Below are 16,704 nucleotides of genomic sequence, written 5' to 3' on the forward strand. Positions count from 1 at the left end.
GAGGATTTAAAAGATCATGCAAAACGCCCATATGAACGTACTACTGCCAGACGCTCTCCTGATGCTGGCCGTCGTGGTGGCTTGGCTTAACGATACGTTCAACGAAAGTGCCGGCACTCGCAAACTGACGGCGAGCATCGCGCTGGTTTCGACGGTCGTCGCGGCCATTTGGTACGGCGTGCTGGCGACCGATCCCAACACCTACTATTTCTTCTCGAATATGTATGTGGTGGATCCGTTCGCGAACTTGATGAAAGCTTTCGTCTCGGTCGCTTATGCGGTGTCCGTTATTTATTCACGCCAGTATCTTGAAGCGCGCGATCTGTTTCGCGCCGACTATTACCTGCTCGGCATGTTTTCGTTGCTGGGCCAATTGGTCATGATTTCCGGCAACAACTTCCTGACGTTGTACCTGGGTCTGGAATTGATGTCGTTGTCGCTGTACGCAGTGATCGCATTGCGCAAGACCAGCCCGGTCGCCAACGAAGCGGCGATGAAGTACTACGTGCTGGGCGCGATCGCATCGGGCTTCTTGTTGTACGGTATTTCGATGGTGTACGGCGCGACAGGTTCGCTCGACCTCGGCGAAGTGTTCCATGCGATCAGTACCGGCCGTATCGACACGGCGGTGTTGCTGTTCGGTGTGATCTTCATCGTGGCAGGGATCGCGTTCAAGATGGGCGCAGTGCCGTTCCATATGTGGGTGCCCGACGTGTATCAGGGCGCACCGACCGCGATGACACTGTTGGTGGGCGGTGGCCCGAAACTGGCAGCCTTCGCCTGGGGCTTGCGCTTCCTGGTGTTCGGCTTGCTGCCGCTGGCGGTCGATTGGCAGATGATGCTGGTGATTCTGGCGGCGCTGTCGTTGATCGTCGGGAACATCACCGGTATCGTGCAGAAGAACGTCAAGCGTATGCTGGCCTATTCCGCGATTGCCAACATGGGGTTCGTACTGTTGGGCATGCTCTCGGGCGTGGTCGACGGCAAGACGCTGGGCCTTTCGGACGCGTATGGTTCGGCAACGTTCTACAGCATTACCTATTTGCTCACCACGCTGGGCACCTTCGGCATTGTCATGCTGCTGTCGCGTCGTGAATTCGAAGCCGAAAACATCGACGACTTCAAAGGCCTGAGCAAACGCCATCCGCTGCTGGCGTTCGTCATGCTGATTTTCATGTTCTCGCTGGCTGGCATCCCGCCCGCGGTCGGTTTCTACGCCAAGCTGTCGGTGCTCAGCGCGGCCATGGACGCCGGGCTGGTGTGGCTGACGGTGCTGGCGGTTATCACCTCGCTGTTCGGCGCGTTCTACTACCTGCGTATCGTCAAGCTCATGTATTTCGACGAGCCGCTGGACGCGAGCCCGATCGAGTCGAGCCCGACTACGCGAGCTTTCCTGATACTCAACGGTTTGGCCATCGTGGGGCTGGGTATCTTGCCCGGTCCGCTCATGACGATGTGTCAGCACGCGCTCCAACAAATCAAGCTCTAAGCGGGAAATTGCATTAATGTCTTCTGCAGGCTGGTTTGTCGTACTGTTGTCACTGATCGGTGCGAATCTGCCGTTCTTCAACCAACGTTTGTTTGCGGTGATCTCATTGCGGGGGAGCCGCAAATCCGGATGGATACGGATCGCCGAAATCATCGTCTTCTATTTCGTGATCGGCGGTCTCGGTTATTTGCTTGAAGCGCGTGCCGGCAATGTGTTCGTGCAGGGGTGGCAATTCTATGCCGTCACCTTCAGCCTGTTCCTGGTGTTCGCTTTCCCGGGTTTCACGGTGCGCTATCTGGTCAAACATCGTTGAGCAATTCGATGAGCAGGTAAATGAGCACGTAAATGAGCACGCAGCGAGGCCAGGCCATGACGCAGATTCTTTCCCAGTACCCCGATAACGACGACCAGCAGGACGCCGGCCTGATCGAAGTCAAGGTCGATGGCGAGACCCTGTATTCGGGCGGCTTCCTGACGCTCAAGCGCGATACTGTGCGCTTGCCGGACGGCAACACCGCCATGCGCGAGTATGTGCTGCATCCGGGCGCCGTTATGATCATCCCGCTGTTCGACGACGGCCGCGTGCTGATGGAGCGTCAATATCGTTATCCCTTGGCCCGTGTGATGGTCGAGTTCCCGGCCGGCAAACTGGATCCGCAGGAAGGCGCGCTAGCATGCGGCGCGCGCGAGCTGCGCGAGGAAACCGGCTACAGCGCCCGTGAATTCTGCTATGTGGCGCGCATCCACCCGGTGATCTCCTATTCCACGGAATTCATCGACATCTACCTTGCGCGGGGCCTGACGGCCGGCGAGCGCAAACTCGACGACGGCGAATTCCTCGAGACCTTCACGGCCGATGTACCGACACTGCTTGAATGGGTGCGCAGCGGCAAGGTGACCGACGTCAAAACCATCATCGGTACGTTCTGGCTGGAAAAAATCCTGGCCGGTACCTGGCAAGTGGGCCCGGCGCAGCGCTTCTAAGCGCCTTTGGCTTGCCCGATCGGGGTTTTCTCGGATGCTGCACGGGTTTTGTGCGGGGCGCCGAGGTTTTCCGGGTCCTCTATTTCCAGCAGCGCTCGCGTTCGAAACCCGCATGCTCGGGGGGCTGCGATGTCTTCGCGAGCACTTTTTTTTGCTGCGCGCTAAAATCGACTTCACGACAAGCTAGAAAAAGCGGAACGTTTGCGCTCACGTTCATCGTGGCCGCGCGGCATTCCTTCCGGTTATATGCGTTTGCACATGGCGTCGTCCGTTCGGGCGCCCAGGTTTAGTATGAAAGTCCTTGATTTAACATGCCCAGCGGACCATCACTTCGAGGGTTGGTTTGGGTCCGATGCCGATTTTGAAGACCAGTTGTCGCGTCGTCTGGTGGCTTGCCCTATTTGCAATTCGACCGAGTTGACGCGCTTACCCTCCGCACCCCGATTAAATCTGTCCGGCGCGATCCAGGCTGAACGCGCGGCCGGGCGTAACGCGCGACAGCCGCAATCGCCGGCCTCACAAAGTGCACCGCAAAGCGTACCGCAAACCGCGGCGGGCGCGCAGGGTGCGTGGCTCACCGCGGTTCGCCAAGTGCTGGCGCAAACCGAGAACGTCGGCGAGCGTTTTGCCGACGAAGCACGCCGCATGCATTACGAAGAAGCGCCGGCGCGCAATATCCGCGGTGTGGCCAGTCGTGATCAGTTTCGTGAATTGCTGGAAGAAGGAATCGAAGTGTTGCCGCTGGCGATTCCCGACAACCTCAAGGAACCGTTGCAGTAGTTATTGCGCCGTAGGCCGATTGCGCAGCACACTTAAACTGGACACACGCGATGACTATCAATACGTACTTCGAAGATCTGAAGGTCGGCTCCAAGCTGCAGCTCGGCAAGTACACCTTCGAGCGTGATGAGATTCTTGAATTCGCGGGTAAATACGATCCGCAACCGTTTCACACGGACGATGGCGCGGCCCGAGAGTCAGTGTTCGGCGGCTTGATCGCCAGCGGTTGGCATACCTGCGCGGTGATGATGAAGCTGCTGGTCGATAGCGTTCTGCACGACTCATCTTCGCTGGGCTCGCCCGGTGTCGACGAGATCCGTTGGCTCAAGCCGGTCAGGGTAGGTGACACGCTCGACGTGGTACTGGTCATCGAAGGGGCGCGTGCTTCGCAGAGCAAACCGGACCGCGGGCTGCTCGTGATGCGCTCGGAAGGCTACAATCAAAACGGCGAGCAGGTCGTCTATGTACGCTCGAAACTGCTGATGGGACGCCGCCCGCCGACGCAAGCCGCGGGCGAACAAGAACAAGTCTGAACTCGAAGCCTGAATTGCGCTGGCAACGCCGCCCGCGAGCGATTAGGAAGTGGGGCGGATAGTGTGGCTCAGGCCGCTAATGCGGCGCGGCCAGGCCGGTCATCAGGTCAGGGCGGGCAGATCAGCGTTTGCTGTACTGAGTCGAGCCGAACAGGTTTTCGCGCGCTCTGTCGTCCACCAGAGGCTTGCGCAAGTCGGCCAGCACATCGACGCCTTTCTTGACAGCCGGGCGGTCCGCAATCTCTTCATGCCAGCGCTGCACGTTGGGGAATTCGCTGAGTTCGATACCCTGATTTTTCCACGAACGTGTCCACGGGAAACTCGCGATATCGGCAATCGTGTAGGCGTCGCCGGCCAGGTAAGTATGCTTGCCCAGTTGACGATCCATCACGCCGTATAAGCGCCGGCTTTCATTGGTGTAGCGTTGAATCGCATAGTCGATTTTTTCTGGCGCGTAGATGCGGAAATGATGCGTTTGACCCAGCATCGGCCCCAAGCCGCCCATCTGGAACATCAGCCATTGCAAGGTGGTGTAGCGGGCGGCGGGTTCGGTGGGCAAGAACTTGCCGGTTTTGTCCGCCAGATATTGCAGGATCGCCCCGGATTCGAACAACGCGAGATCTTTCCCGCCGGGACCGTCGTGGTCGATGATCGCGGGAATCCGGTTGTTGGGGCTGATGGCCAGGAAGTCGGGTTTGAATTGGTCGCCGGCGCCAATATCGACCGGGTGCGCCGTGTAGGCGAGCTCACACTCCTCCAGCATGATGTGGACCTTGTGACCGTTCGGCGTGGCCCAGCTATAGACATCTATCATTGTGGCTCCTCGAAACCTATGTGAGTGCGGCCTTTGCGTCCGCAAGGGCTAGCGCCTTGCTCATTGCACCGCTTTTTGCGCATACCGCCAGGCGAGTTCCGCTAGTGGCCGGGCACTAGCGCCGGCATCGCGCGCTTGTGCACTCGATGCGGTGCCATCGACCACGCGCCGTGCGACGCCCTGCAAGATCGCCGCAATCCTGAACATGTTGTACGCCAGATAAAAATTCCAGTCGCCGTGAATTTCGCGACCGGTCCGCTCGCAGTAGCGGCGGATATAGTCGGCTTCGGCCGGAATGCCCAACGCCGGCAAGTCCAGCCCGGCGATGCCACGGAATTGGCTCGGCTGAACGTGCCAACTCATGCAGTTATACGCAAAGTCCGCAAGCGGATCGCCCAGCGTCGAGAGTTCCCAGTCGAGCACTGCCAGTACGCGCGGCTCACTCGGATGAAAGATGAGATTGTCGAGCCGGAAATCGCCATGCACGATGGCGACGCTCTCGTTCGGCGATTCGGGAATATGCGCGGGCAGCCAATCGATCAGGTGCTGCATCGCTTCGATGGGCTCGGTTTGCGAGGCTAGATATTGTTTACTCCAACGACCGATTTGCCGTGCGAAATAATTGCCCGGCTTGCCGTAATCGCCGAGGCCGACGGCATTCACGTCGACCGAATGGAGCGCCGCGATCACCCGATTCATTTCGTCGTAGATGGCGGCGCGCTCGGTGCGTCTCATGCCAGGCAGGCCCTGGTCCCATAGCACCCGGCCCGAGACGAACTCCATGATGTAGAAGACGCGGCCGATCACGCTCTCGTCAGCACAATGCGCAATCATTTTGGCGACCGGCACATCGGTGCCGGCGAGCGCGTCCATGACGCGATACTCGCGTTCGATGGCGTGTGCCGAGGGCAGCAGTTTTGCGGCAGGACCCGGCTTGGCGCGCATCACGTAGGTGCGCTCGGGCGTGATCAATTTATAAGTCGGATTGGACTGGCCGCCGGCGAACATTTCGCAGACGATGGGCCCGTTGAATCCGCTGACATGAGCGAGCAGCCATGTCTCCAATGCACGCACGTCGAATTCATGCTGACTGGCGACAGCGCGCGTGCCTTGGAACGCCGAGAAATCCTGTGGCATCGTTCCTCCCGATATTGCTACGTCAAAGATAACGCGCCGGGCGCTTTTCCAGGAACGCGCTGATGCCTTCCAAGCCATCGCGGTGAAACAGCGACTCGACAAAACTGTCGCGTTCGCTGAGCAGATGGTTGGCGAGCGGTTGAGTCGCGGCTTGCTCGATCAATCCCTTCATGCGCGCGACCACATTGGGCGAAATCTGGTTCAGTTGCTGCGCCCATTCGAGCGCCGCGTCGCGCGCGGTGCCCGACTTGACCAAGCGGTTGATCAGCCCGGCTTCGTAAAGGCGTGCGGCGCTCACCGGCTTACCTTCGATCAGAATTTCGCTGGCCAGCGCGCGCGGCAAGCTGCGCGCCAGAAACCACGAACCACCGCCATCGGGCGTGAGGCCAACGCGCGCATAGGCCATCACGTATTTGGCGTTTTCGGCCGACACCACCATATCGCAAGCCAGCACCAGCGAAAAGCCCGCGCCGGCGGCCGCGCCTTCGACTGCGGCGATCACCGGCTTGGAGCAGCTACGAATCGCGCTGATCCATGCGCCCAGCGCCTCTATACTTTGCGCCTGTTCAGCCGGATCTTTGGCACGGTTTTCGAGCAACCGGTTCAGGTTGCCACCGGCACAGAAAAAATCATCCGCGCCGGTAATCACCACGGCGGCGATCGACGCATCGCGTTCGACCACTTCGAAGGCTTCGACACCGGCGGCATACATATCCGGATGCAGCGCATTACGCACGCCGGGGTTGGACAGCGTTAAAACCAGTGTCGATTCGTTACGTTGCGCGAGCAGTTCAGCGGCCATCTTTGCATAGTCCTTATAGATCGTCGCTGGTCAGCGACATGCCCAACTGGGCGCGGCGCATCAACCAGGGAGAGGGGCGATAGCGTTGATCGCCCGAGAGCGTTTGCAGGTTGCGCAAGATGGTCAAGATGACCGATGCGCCCACGGTATCGCCCAGCGCCAGCGGACCGCGCGGATAGCCCAGGCCCAAGGTCACGGCGAGGTCGATGTCCTGTGGGCTGGCGATGCGCTGCTGCGCGATATCGCAACCGATGTTGACGATCATCGCGATGATGCGTTGCGCGACAAAGCCCGCGGAATCGCGGATCACGGTAACGGCGGTGCCGTCCGCGGCAAACAGCGCATGGGCGGCATCGCGCGAGACGGGCAAAGTGGCCGGCGTGGTCATCAGCGTGCGGCGGCGCGACGTGGCGAAGGGCAGCAAGGTGTCGATCGCGACCGTGCGAGCGGCATCGAGTTGTTCGTTGACGGCGGCCGTGGTGGCATCGAGTCCGATGGGGGTGACGATGATCAGCGAGTCGGCTTGCGGGCGCGCGCCTTCGTCGAGCGTGATGCCGGCCAGACGAATCAACTCAACCACCGCGTCGCGCGCGCTCGGGTGCACGTTGCTGACCCATACGCGCAAGGGCATTGCAAACGGCGGCAGCAATTCGGTCGGCTGATCCTGGCGCCCGTCGGTATAGGTATAAAAGCCGGCGCCCGTTTTACGTCCGAGCAAACCGCCCGCCAGCCGAACGGCGGTAATGGGCGAAGGGCGGAAGCGCGCTTCTTCGTAGAACTGGTGATAGATCGATTCCATCACGGGATGCGACACATCGAGCGCGGTCAGGTCCAGCAGTTCGAACGGACCGAGTTTGAAACCCGCCTGCTCGCGCATGATGCGGTCGACATCCGCAAAGCTCGCGACGCCTTCGCCGGCAATGCGCAAGCCTTCCGTGTTCATACCGCGTCCCGCGTGATTGACAAGGAAGCCCGGCATATCCCTGGCTTGCACGGCGGTATGACCCATGCGTCGCGCGAGCTGCACGAGCGCCTGGGTCGTTTGCGGCGCCGTGCGCAAGCCGTTGATCACCTCGACCACTTTCATCAAGGGCACCGGGTTGAAGAAGTGAAAACCGGCTACCCGTTCCGGATGGGCGCATGCGGACGCGAGACCGGTAATCGACAACGACGACGTATTGGAGGCAAGCACACACTCCGGGCGCACGATCGATTCGAGCTGGCGCAACAGCGCTTGCTTGATGTCGAGCTGTTCGACGATCGCCTCGACGACCAGATCGCATCCGCTGAATTGCTGCAGCGTGGCACAGGGCACGATGCGTGCGACGGCCGCGTGCGCGTCCGCTTCCGCGAGCCGGCCCTTGCCGACCAGTTTGGCGAACACGTCGGCCAGCGTGGTACGCGCGGCGGCTGCGGCTTCGGGATGGGTGTCGTAGAGCTTGACGTCAAGTCCGGCAAGCACGGCGATCTGGGCGATGCCGCGTCCCATCGCGCCGGCGCCGACGATTCCGACCGAATGGATGGCAAAGGGTGCGTGTTCGATAGTGGTAGATGTCATTCGGATTGAGCAGGCTGGATAAGGTAGATGAGAGTGGTATGGCGACTCATTGAGAGCTAAATCAGTGGCGACATCGGTGGCTACATCAGCGGCTATGAATCAAGCGACGGCCGGACGAAAAGTTGAATTAGAATAGCACGATCGTGCATTTATCAGGCTCGCGTTGTATGAACGATCAACACGACTACATAGTATCAAGACGTACGGGGGCCGAAGCGTTAAGCGTGACGATTGCGGGCAAATACCGGTAAGCTGATTGAAAACTCCATGGGAACTCCAATGATTAAACTGTGCGGCTTTTCGGCTTCGAACTACTACAACAAAGTAAAGTTCGTGCTGCTTGAGAAAGCGATTCCGTTTGAGGAAGTGCATGTGCTGTTCAGCCCACCCGATGAGCTGTTGGGGCGTTCCGCGCTGGGCAAGATCCCTTTTATCGAAACGGACGAAGGGGTGCTGACCGAGTCCCAGGTGATCGTCGATTATCTTGAGGCGGCGTATCCGCAAACCCCGTTATTGCCGTCGGATCCGTTTGCGGCCGCGCAGCAGCGCGAATTAATCACCTATTTGGAAATGCATATCGAGCTGGTTGCGCGCGATCTTTATCGCCATGCGTTTTCGGGGCTGGCTATCAGCGACGAGACGCGTGAACGTGTACACAAGACGCTGAGTCGCAATCTCGCGGGGTTCAAGCGTCTGGCACATTTTGCGCCTTATCTGGGCGGAGAAACATTCACGTTAGCCGATCTGGTCGCCTACCTGCACTTGCCGATCGTGAGCATGGCGAGCAAGGTGGTGTACGGCAGCGACATCGTCGAGGAAGCGGGAATCGACTGGAAGAGTCACGGAACGCTGATCGGGGAACGGCCGGCGGCACAAAAGGTTGTGGCGGACCGTAAGGCCTATCTGGCGGCGCGCAAGGCCGAGGCGGGACGGTAATTCGTCGGGGCACATTGGGGTACTTCCAGGCGCGTCGGGTTGCGACGCGCCCGTGCGTTAGATAAACGCGTTGTTGCGTGCGGTCAAATCTTCGCCAATCGTTCCAGCGCGGTCGCCAAGGTCGATTCTTTCTTGGCAAAACAGAAGCGCGCAACGCCCGATTCCTGGCCGGCGTGATAAAACGCCGACACGGGTATCGCAGCCACGCCGATTTCGGCGGTCAGCCATTGCGCGAAATCCGCTTCAGGCAAGTCGCTGACGGCCGAATAATCGACGCATTGGAAATACGTACCCGTGCATGGCATCAACTTCAACCGGGTTTTGGCCAGCCCGGCGCGGAAGAAGTCGCGCTTTTGCTGGTAGAACGCCGCTAGCTCAAGATAGGGCGCGGGGTTTTCCATATAGCTCGCCAGCCCATATTGCACCGGCGTGTTGACGGTAAATACGTTGAACTGATGCACTTTGCGGAATTCGGCGGAAAGCGCTGCCGGCGCTGCGACGTAACCCACTTTCCAGCCGGTCACGTGGTAGGTCTTGCCGAAGCTCGAAACCACGAAACTACGGCGGCCGAGTTCGGGATAGCGGATCACGCTTTCATGGCGGGCGCCATCGTACACCATGTGCTCGTACACCTCGTCGGAGCAAATGAGAATGTCGGTGCCGCGCACCAGATCTTCGAGGCGGCGCATGTCGGCTTCGCGCCAGATCGTTCCGGTCGGATTATGCGGCGTGTTGATCATGATCAACCGCGTCTTGGGCGTAATCACGGCTTCGAGCTTGTCGAAGGGGATGGCGTAGTGAGGCGCGTCGAGCGCGACAAACACCGGTATGCCGCCGGCCAGTTGAATCGAGGGCACGTAGCTGTCATACACCGGTTCGATCACGATCACTTCATCGCCGGGATGCACGACGGCCATCACGACCGTCAGCAGCGCCTGGGTGGCGCCGGCGGTGATCGTGATCTCTTGATCGGCGTCGTACTGACGTCCGTATAGCGTATTGATTTTTTTCGCGATCGCGGCTCGCAGTGCGGGCACGCCGGTCATCGGCGGATATTGATTGTGACCAGCCCGCATGGCGCCGGCCACCGCATCGATGATCTGCGGATCGCAGTCGAAATCGGGAAAGCCTTGACCCAGATTGACCGCACTTTTTTGCGTGGCAAGGGCCGACATCACGGTGAAGATGGTCGTGCCTACATCGGGCAAACGCGATGTCAGCTCGAAGTGAGCAGATTCTTTAGCATTCATGGGGTGATTCGCAAGGAGGCAAAAGATTTCGCTATTGTAGCCGCTTGCGTGCGCAACCGTTATCAAGCAAGGTGCGGTGGTGAGCGGGGCGCCCTGTGGTGCACGTGTAGCGCACGCGTAGTGCGCGCATCAAACCGGTTCGTCGGCAAGCCCGCAGGCCGCCACAAAAACGGCCGGGATTGCGATGCTAAACGCGAAATCGCGCTCGATGCGGCGCGCCAATTTCAACACGGCGCGGTCTTTCGACACAAGCCAATGCGCACCGCTCGCATGGGCCAACTCAAGAAACTTCTGATCATCCTTGTCCCGGCATGACGGCAATGGACGCGCGTCGGCCGGCGGAGCGGGGTCGACCTGCCGAGTCAAGGCCGCTAGCCGCTGCAGCGTTTGCGCTTTGTCGAGCGCGTATTTCGCGAATTGAGGGTAATCGAGCACGTACGCCAGTTCAGCCAGGCAACGCCGGTCGATCAACGCCTGCAGGCGGCCGCCTTCGAGTGCTAGCCGAATCGGGCGGCTCACCGGGTCGTCGAAAACCAGGATGTCGATCCATACGTTGGAATCGAGAATCACGGTTGTAATACCGTCAGCAAGGGGGGCGGCGCAGGGTTGTGCGCCTGGCGTTGAAATTGACTCGGTCACGTGCGCAGGCACCATTCGATAGAATAAGAGGGTAAATCGCTTTTCGGAACCCTATGATAATCGTTCTCTCGCCTGCCAAATCACTTGATTACCAGACACCCGCGCCGGTCGCGCGTCATACGCTGCCGGCTTTCGTCGCCGATAGTGCCGAGCTGATCGCGTCGCTGCGCGACTTGTCGCCCCCGCAGATCGCGAGCCTGATGAAGATTTCCGATCCGTTGGCGCAACTGAATTTCGAACGCTATGCGAGTTGGATCGAGCAGTTCGACACGTCCAATTCCAAACAGGCCATTTTCGCGTTCAACGGCGATGTCTACGAAGGATTGGACGCCGCGAGCTTGCCCGCGCCTGCCTTGAAATACGCGCAAAGCCATATCCGCATCTTGTCCGGACTCTATGGATTGCTCAGGCCGCTCGATTTGATGCAGCCTTATCGTCTCGAAATGGGTACGCGTTTCCAGAACGCGCGCGGGCGCGATTTGTATGGTTTCTGGGGCGACCGGATTACCCACGCGCTCAACGACGCACTCTCGAACATGGGCGGCGCTCGCAAACTGGTGAACCTAGCCTCGGAAGAGTATTTCAAATCGGTCAAGCCCAAAGGGCTGACTGTGCCCGTGGTCACCCCGGTGTTTGAAGACTGGAAGAACGGGCGCTACAAGATCATCAGCTTTTATGCCAAACGCGCGCGCGGGCTGATGGCCAGATATGCGGCGCTGCACGGGGTGACCGATGCCGAACAGCTAAAATCATTCGACAGTGACGGCTATACTTTCGAACCGGACATTTCAGGGCCGGCCACCTGGGTGTTTCGCCGCAGGCTTGCCGCCTGAGCGATCCATTGGAATGGCCAGTCGCGTGCTCTACATGGGTGTTCGCATGAATGACGCACGTGAGTGACGCACGTGAGTGGCCCGCATGAGTGATCCACTTGAGAAGCGCGCACTGGCGATCGTTCCTGTCCCCCAAAATCTTTAAGTCGAGGTGCTTCATGTCGTTCGCGCTTGCCCCTGTCGTGCGCATCCATAGTCAATTCGATGCCGCGGCCATCGAAGTCCTGGAGTGTGAGCGAGCCGACGCGATCCGGCTGCGCATGCGGCCCGACACGCAAGCCGATTTTGCTCAGTGGTTCTATTTCCGCCTGAGCGGCGTGCGCGGCGCGCCTTGTACGATCACGTTTGAAAATGCGTCGGAGTGCGCATTTCCCGGTGGCTGGACCGATTATCAAGCCGTAGCGAGCTATGACAATCAAAATTGGTTCCGCGTACCGACGCGCTATGACGGGCACGCTCTGACGATCAATCACCAACCCGAATTCGACAGCGTGTACTACGCTTATTTCGAACCCTATGGCGAAGCGCGCCATGCGGCTTTTCTGGGCACGCTGCAGCAGCACGAGGCCGTCAGCACGAGCACATTGGGTGAGACGGTGCAAGGGCGGCCGATGACGCTGGTAACGCTGGGCACGGCCGCTCCCGGCAAAGCGCGAATCTGGGTGATCGGCCGCCAGCACCCTGGCGAAACCATGGCCGAGTGGTTCACTGAGGGTTTGCTCGCACGTTTGACCGGGCAGGGTGCTTGGGCTGGCGACCCCGTGGCGCGTGTGCTGCTCGAGCGAGCTGTGTTTTACGTGGTGCCGAATATGAATCCCGATGGCTCTGCGCTGGGCAATCTGCGCACCAACGCGGCGGGCGCCAACCTCAATCGCGAGTGGCTGGAACCCGATGCGCAGCGCAGCCCCGAAGTCAAGGTGGTGCGCGATGCGATCCATGGCTTGGGCTGCGACATGTTCTTCGATATTCACGGCGACGAAACGCTGCCTTATGTATTCGTTGCCGGCTGCGAAATGTTGCCGGAGTTTGGCGAGCGGCAGCGGCGTGAGCAGGATGATTTCATCGAATACTTCAAGACAGCGAGCCCGGACTTCCAATCGAAGTATGGTTATTCGAGCAATAAATATCGCGTCGATGCACTCAAGCTTGCCTCGAAATACATCGGACACCAATTTGGCTGCCTGTCGCTGACGCTCGAAATGCCGTTCAAGGACAACGCCAATCTGCCGGAACCGAAACAAGGATGGAGCGGCGCGCGTAGTGCGTCGCTGGGGGCCGCGATGCTCTCGGCCATCCTGTGGCAACTCGAGCGGGCTGTGGTGCCCGCTGAGGTGTCTGCTTAGTGGTCGGGTGGGGGTGCCCAATGAGGCGCCTCTCGAGGCGCCCAACGAGGCGGCGACCTGAGCGGAACGTATTTCCTGGCACACTCAGCCAGCAATCCCTGCCAGCACCTTCCGTCAGCACACTCAGTCAGCGGCCTTCTTCGTTTTCGACGCCGGCTTTTTGACAGCTCGGCCTTTGGCCGGTTGGGCATGCGCTTTCGTACCGTGCTTGCTGCTGGCCTGCGCGTGTGAGCCCTTCGAGCCATGGGCGCCTCGGACCGGCTTGCCGTGATGCTTGCCGTTGGCGCTTGCATGGCTAACAGCCGACGGCACGGGGTCGTTGTAAGAGAACGCCAACATCTTGTTGTCGACGTAGCCGCATTTGAACGTCAGCGATTCAGGTGCCGCTTGTGAATCCTTACGTATGCCTTCGCCGGTCACGGTAACTATCGTGTCCACTTTGATGCGTTGCTTGCCGGAGTCGAACGCGTCATTCCACGGCTGTGTCTTCGCGTGATCGTCGTCAAGCGTGTTGGCCGGGAATTCAGCATGATCAAAATACGACGAGGTACTGACGACGAAGCTGGCATGTGCAGCGCAGTCCGCGACCAAGGGACTGGCATGTTGTTCGTTGACGAATTTCTGGACCAGGTTATCGTGTTGCTCAAGCTGATCCGCGTGAGCGGTGAGGGCAGGAAGGACCGTCAACGAAATCAAGAGGGTGCCGACCCGGTACCGCAGTCGGGACATCAGAGTATAGCGATGCATGAATAAGGAAATCAGAGCTTACAGGCTTGTTGAGATGCCTGACAAATAGCGGGAGTTCAATCTTAACGTAAAAGACTCGCCGCTAGGCTGAAATGCGAGCAAGGCATATTTCATCCGATGCCAGGTATCGCGAGTTAATTGGTTTCGTCTGCGTTCTCGTCTGCGTCCGCGAATTCACCTCCACCCGCACCTCCACCCGCACCTCCACCCGCACCTCCACCCGCACCTCCACCCGCACCTCCACCCGCACCTCCACCCACATCGTCGTTACCCGCGCCTCTGCCTCCGTCTTTTCCTTCGTCTTCCTCGTCCTCACCGGTTTGAACCCCGCCTGGGTCATGAGTTGCGACTGCGTGATAGGCAGCCTCCGGCTGAGCGGCCATCAACCATCGGGCCGCTGTGTCCGCTTGTTGGACAGGTGCAATGCTCGCGACCACGGCTTCGACCGAGGCGTCATTATCTGCGACCGGCATTTCAAGCGGCGGCAATTCGGCGTCACGCCGTAATGCTCGCAACCCATTGAATTGCCAGCCGTTATAGATTGCGACGGCCGCGGCACGGTTGGTCGCGCCGAGGGCACGAAATACGCAGGACAAGTGAATCTTCACCGTCCCTTCGCTAATTCCCAATGCGCGCGCAATGACCTTGTTGGTGCTGCCCAGGTGCACCAATCGCATGATCTGATGCTGGCGCGGCGACAGAGGCGGCAGATCTTCGGTGTGAACCTTGCGCGTTAAGGCGCCTGCCACGTGCTCGGCCCGTTTGGGACAGTAAGGTGGCGCGACCGACACGTCCAGATCCAGTGCGCGTGCAGGCACGTAGTGCCCGCCCAGCAAGACAAGCTCGAAAGCACGCACGATCAGTTTGGGCGCCAGGTCGCGTGGCACCACACCGAGCACACCTGCCTGCATGAAGGTCGCGACCGCGCCGGGACGAGCATCGTCCGCGAGCACGGCCGCCGGCAGGGTGGGGTGCTTGCTTAGAAAAAGCGTGAGATCGGCAACTTTCATCCACTGGCTTTGCCAATCGATCAATAGCAGGTCCGGCGGCGTGCGCTCGACTACACGCTGGGCCTGACGCCAATCACGTGCGTCGATTGTGGTCGCGTGGCGATTGACTTGGCGCAACAGCGCTTTAAGGCCCTCGCGTCGTTCAGATTGATCGTTCAAAACACAAAAAATCATTTTCAATTCTCCCCCGTACTTCTCAGGTTTATTGCCTTGGAGTGGCGGACACGGCCAGTCGCGCCGATAGGCACGATGGCTCGCGTGGGTAAATGGCTGTACCCGATGGCTATACCCGGCAGTTGTACTGGGCGGCCGTAACCGGCGGGTATCGTCAGGTGCATGATGGCGGACCAGGGACACTCGCGCGCCCTGTCCGAAAGCCATATCAAGCCCTTACGCCAAGCGTTGCAACCAGGTTGGCCAAGAAAACAGAAAATTCCTGCTGAGAATCACAGGAGAAGCCCGACAAGAGAAGATAGGCGAGCGAAGATAGACGCGGCGCAAGAATGCGCCGCGCCGATGCCGGCGCGGTTTCACATGTCGACGCGGTATTCTTAGTGGAAGTGAGGCTGAGTGGGTTCAGCGTCGGGAGGCATTTCGGCGTGGACGATTTCGCCCAGCGGATCGAGGTAGAGCGGCACGCCGCAATCGTCGCAAAACTCGGGTTCGAAACAGCCTTGATGACGACGGATCTCGGTTACGCCCGTTTCCTTGAGCAAGGCAAGCACGGCATCGATCGGATCAGCCGGTGGTTCGTTAGGATCCAGCGGTTCATCGGCTTCGCCGCTCTCGCGGCCATAGAGCGGCCAGATCACACCGTAAAGCACATCGTTGCTGCCACGTCGCGTAAAGCCGATGCGGAACTCATCGATGCGTTGTTCGCCGAAACCGCCGATCACTGCGCGCAAATCGCCTGCCGTGGTTTCAAGCACGTCCTGCAGATAGCGCACCGCAGTGCGTAGCGTGTGAGGTCGCACGCGCTCGTCCGCGTCGCGACAGGCCGAATAGTAGGCGTCGGGGAGCAGGCATTCGAATTCGCAGCCCGGGAACAGGCTGCTCAGATTGGCGCCCCCCTGCGCCTTCCATTGCTCAAGGCAACGGTGACGTTCGTAATACGCGCCGTCCACATCCTGTTGCCAGCGCAACAACGGTGCGCCGGCCGGCGCTGCTACCACCGCGAGTAGAAAGCGCGGATCGGCGAGGATGGGCGCGGTTTCCGGCAGGTTGGACAGGTTTATTTTCGGAATCTGCCCCAGCATTGCGGCTTGCGACAACTGCTGGGTCAGCCGATGGACTTCCACGTGATGGCGCGGCAATTGGTCGATGCTGTACAGAAACGGCGCCAGCGCGACCCGACTACCCTCGGCCAGCACATGGGCCTGCAAGTGGGCGGCGAGCGTGAGGGTGACCTCGTCCCTGAGTTGCCCCGACGGAATCGCGTAACGCGTCCAGGCCAACACCGGTGCGGCAATCAACAGGGTCTGCCACGGTGAGTCGTCGTGCGTCAGATCCAGCGATTCGCTGGCGGTTTCGCTTTGATCGGCCAGTACGCCATAGCTTTCGGGATGATGTTGCTGCAGATGATCGAGCGCTGCGTCCAGGGTGGCCTGATTGCCGTTGCGCACGACTTTGCCGATCAGCGCGTCGATGCGGTGTTCCCAGAAGCGGTCTTCGGTTCGGCTACCGGATGCCGAAAGCGCGAGCGACAGCTCGATCAGCTTTTCTGCATCGGGGGGAAGACGTTTGGCAATTCGCGAGCGCATAGGAGGGAAGCCAGGATAATCAAAAGTACACGGAACCTCGTATTTTAGCCCCTCTTGAGAGTTAAAGGACCAGCAACGCAAGAGCGGAC

The 16,704-nt window shown here is 59.7% G+C and carries 16 protein-coding genes and 1 pseudogene; 8 read left to right on the plus strand and 9 right to left on the minus strand.

Features of this window, described 5'->3' with window-relative positions; all coding sequences use genetic code 11:
- Window positions 1-16: 16 nt before the first annotated feature.
- From nuoN to GSQ77_RS04665, 5 genes are all read left to right on the plus strand, one after another.
- The gene (nuoN, locus tag GSQ77_RS04645) at window positions 17-1,489 is read left to right on the plus strand and encodes an NADH-quinone oxidoreductase subunit NuoN (protein ID WP_158899473.1); all 1,473 of its coding nucleotides are present in this window, start codon (window positions 17-19) and stop codon (window positions 1,487-1,489) included.
- A gap of 16 nt (window positions 1,490-1,505) precedes the next feature.
- Complete coding sequence (locus tag GSQ77_RS04650; RefSeq protein WP_158899475.1) at window positions 1,506-1,802, plus strand: DUF2818 family protein; 297 nt, start codon at window positions 1,506-1,508, stop codon at window positions 1,800-1,802.
- Between the two features lie 56 nt (window positions 1,803-1,858).
- Window positions 1,859-2,473, plus strand: a complete 615-nt coding sequence (locus GSQ77_RS04655) for an NUDIX domain-containing protein (RefSeq protein ID WP_158899602.1) — start codon at window positions 1,859-1,861, stop codon at window positions 2,471-2,473.
- Between the two features lie 291 nt (window positions 2,474-2,764).
- Window positions 2,765-3,253 carry a DUF1178 family protein gene (locus GSQ77_RS04660; RefSeq protein WP_158899477.1) on the plus strand — a complete coding sequence of 163 codons (489 nt, stop codon included), beginning with the start codon at window positions 2,765-2,767 and terminating at the stop codon, window positions 3,251-3,253.
- 56 nt (window positions 3,254-3,309) lie between these two features.
- Window positions 3,310-3,786 (plus strand): MaoC family dehydratase, encoded by a 477-nt coding sequence (locus GSQ77_RS04665; RefSeq protein ID WP_158899604.1) that lies wholly within the window; start codon window positions 3,310-3,312, stop codon window positions 3,784-3,786.
- A gap of 121 nt (window positions 3,787-3,907) precedes the next feature.
- On the opposite strand, the gene GSQ77_RS04670 is transcribed toward GSQ77_RS04665, so the two are convergent.
- From GSQ77_RS04670 to GSQ77_RS04685, 4 genes are read right to left on the minus strand one after another with little or no spacing between them, the layout of a single operon-like run.
- Window positions 3,908-4,600 carry a glutathione binding-like protein gene (locus GSQ77_RS04670; protein ID WP_158899479.1) on the minus strand — a complete coding sequence of 231 codons (693 nt, stop codon included), beginning with the start codon at window positions 4,598-4,600 and terminating at the stop codon, window positions 3,908-3,910.
- Window positions 4,601-4,660: 60 nt separating this feature from the next.
- Entirely contained in the window at window positions 4,661-5,737 is a 1,077-nt protein-coding gene (locus GSQ77_RS04675; RefSeq protein ID WP_158899481.1) for a phosphotransferase, read from the minus strand.
- Between the two features lie 22 nt (window positions 5,738-5,759).
- Window positions 5,760-6,539 (minus strand): oxepin-CoA hydrolase, alternative type, encoded by a 780-nt coding sequence (locus GSQ77_RS04680; RefSeq protein WP_158899483.1) that lies wholly within the window; start codon window positions 6,537-6,539, stop codon window positions 5,760-5,762.
- Window positions 6,540-6,552: 13 nt separating this feature from the next.
- Window positions 6,553-8,097 carry a 3-hydroxyacyl-CoA dehydrogenase gene (locus GSQ77_RS04685; protein WP_158899485.1) on the minus strand — a complete coding sequence of 515 codons (1,545 nt, stop codon included), beginning with the start codon at window positions 8,095-8,097 and terminating at the stop codon, window positions 6,553-6,555.
- Between the two features lie 279 nt (window positions 8,098-8,376).
- Here GSQ77_RS04685 and GSQ77_RS04690 point away from each other — a divergent pair, with 279 nt between their 5' ends.
- On the plus strand, window positions 8,377-9,033 hold the full coding sequence (locus tag GSQ77_RS04690; RefSeq protein WP_158899487.1) for a glutathione S-transferase family protein: 657 nt from the start codon (window positions 8,377-8,379) through the stop codon (window positions 9,031-9,033).
- A gap of 83 nt (window positions 9,034-9,116) precedes the next feature.
- On the opposite strand, the gene GSQ77_RS04695 is transcribed toward GSQ77_RS04690, so the two are convergent.
- Both GSQ77_RS04695 and GSQ77_RS04700 read right to left on the minus strand, forming a co-directional pair.
- Entirely contained in the window at window positions 9,117-10,283 is a 1,167-nt protein-coding gene (locus GSQ77_RS04695; RefSeq protein WP_158899489.1) for a pyridoxal phosphate-dependent aminotransferase, read from the minus strand.
- 129 nt (window positions 10,284-10,412) lie between these two features.
- Window positions 10,413-10,853 carry a putative toxin-antitoxin system toxin component, PIN family gene (locus GSQ77_RS04700; protein WP_254067435.1) on the minus strand — a complete coding sequence of 147 codons (441 nt, stop codon included), beginning with the start codon at window positions 10,851-10,853 and terminating at the stop codon, window positions 10,413-10,415.
- 122 nt (window positions 10,854-10,975) lie between these two features.
- On the opposite strand from GSQ77_RS04700, the gene yaaA reads away from it, so the two are divergent.
- Window positions 10,976-11,755, plus strand: coding sequence for a peroxide stress protein YaaA (gene yaaA, locus GSQ77_RS04705; protein WP_158899494.1), 780 nt, complete (start codon window positions 10,976-10,978; stop codon window positions 11,753-11,755).
- A 158-nt stretch (window positions 11,756-11,913) separates the two neighbouring features.
- A complete protein-coding gene (locus GSQ77_RS04710; RefSeq protein ID WP_158899496.1) occupies window positions 11,914-13,098 on the plus strand; it encodes a M14-type cytosolic carboxypeptidase in 1,185 nt (394 codons plus the stop codon).
- Window positions 13,099-13,221: 123 nt separating this feature from the next.
- Here GSQ77_RS04710 and GSQ77_RS04715 read toward each other — a convergent pair whose 3' ends face one another.
- From GSQ77_RS04715 to GSQ77_RS04730, 3 genes and pseudogenes are all read right to left on the minus strand, one after another.
- The gene (locus GSQ77_RS04715; RefSeq protein ID WP_158899498.1) at window positions 13,222-13,827 is read right to left on the minus strand and encodes a hypothetical protein; all 606 of its coding nucleotides are present in this window, start codon (window positions 13,825-13,827) and stop codon (window positions 13,222-13,224) included.
- 377 nt (window positions 13,828-14,204) lie between these two features.
- Window positions 14,205-15,029, minus strand: a pseudogene (locus GSQ77_RS04725) (LuxR C-terminal-related transcriptional regulator); the annotation flags it as partial.
- Between the two features lie 377 nt (window positions 15,030-15,406).
- The gene (locus tag GSQ77_RS04730) at window positions 15,407-16,615 is read right to left on the minus strand and encodes a DUF2863 family protein (RefSeq protein WP_158899500.1); all 1,209 of its coding nucleotides are present in this window, start codon (window positions 16,613-16,615) and stop codon (window positions 15,407-15,409) included.
- Window positions 16,616-16,704 lie beyond the last annotated feature (89 nt).

Origin of the sequence: Burkholderia sp. L27(2015) (assembly GCF_009765705.1) — a bacterium.
In the GTDB taxonomy this organism is placed as follows: domain Bacteria; phylum Pseudomonadota; class Gammaproteobacteria; order Burkholderiales; family Burkholderiaceae; genus LMUX01.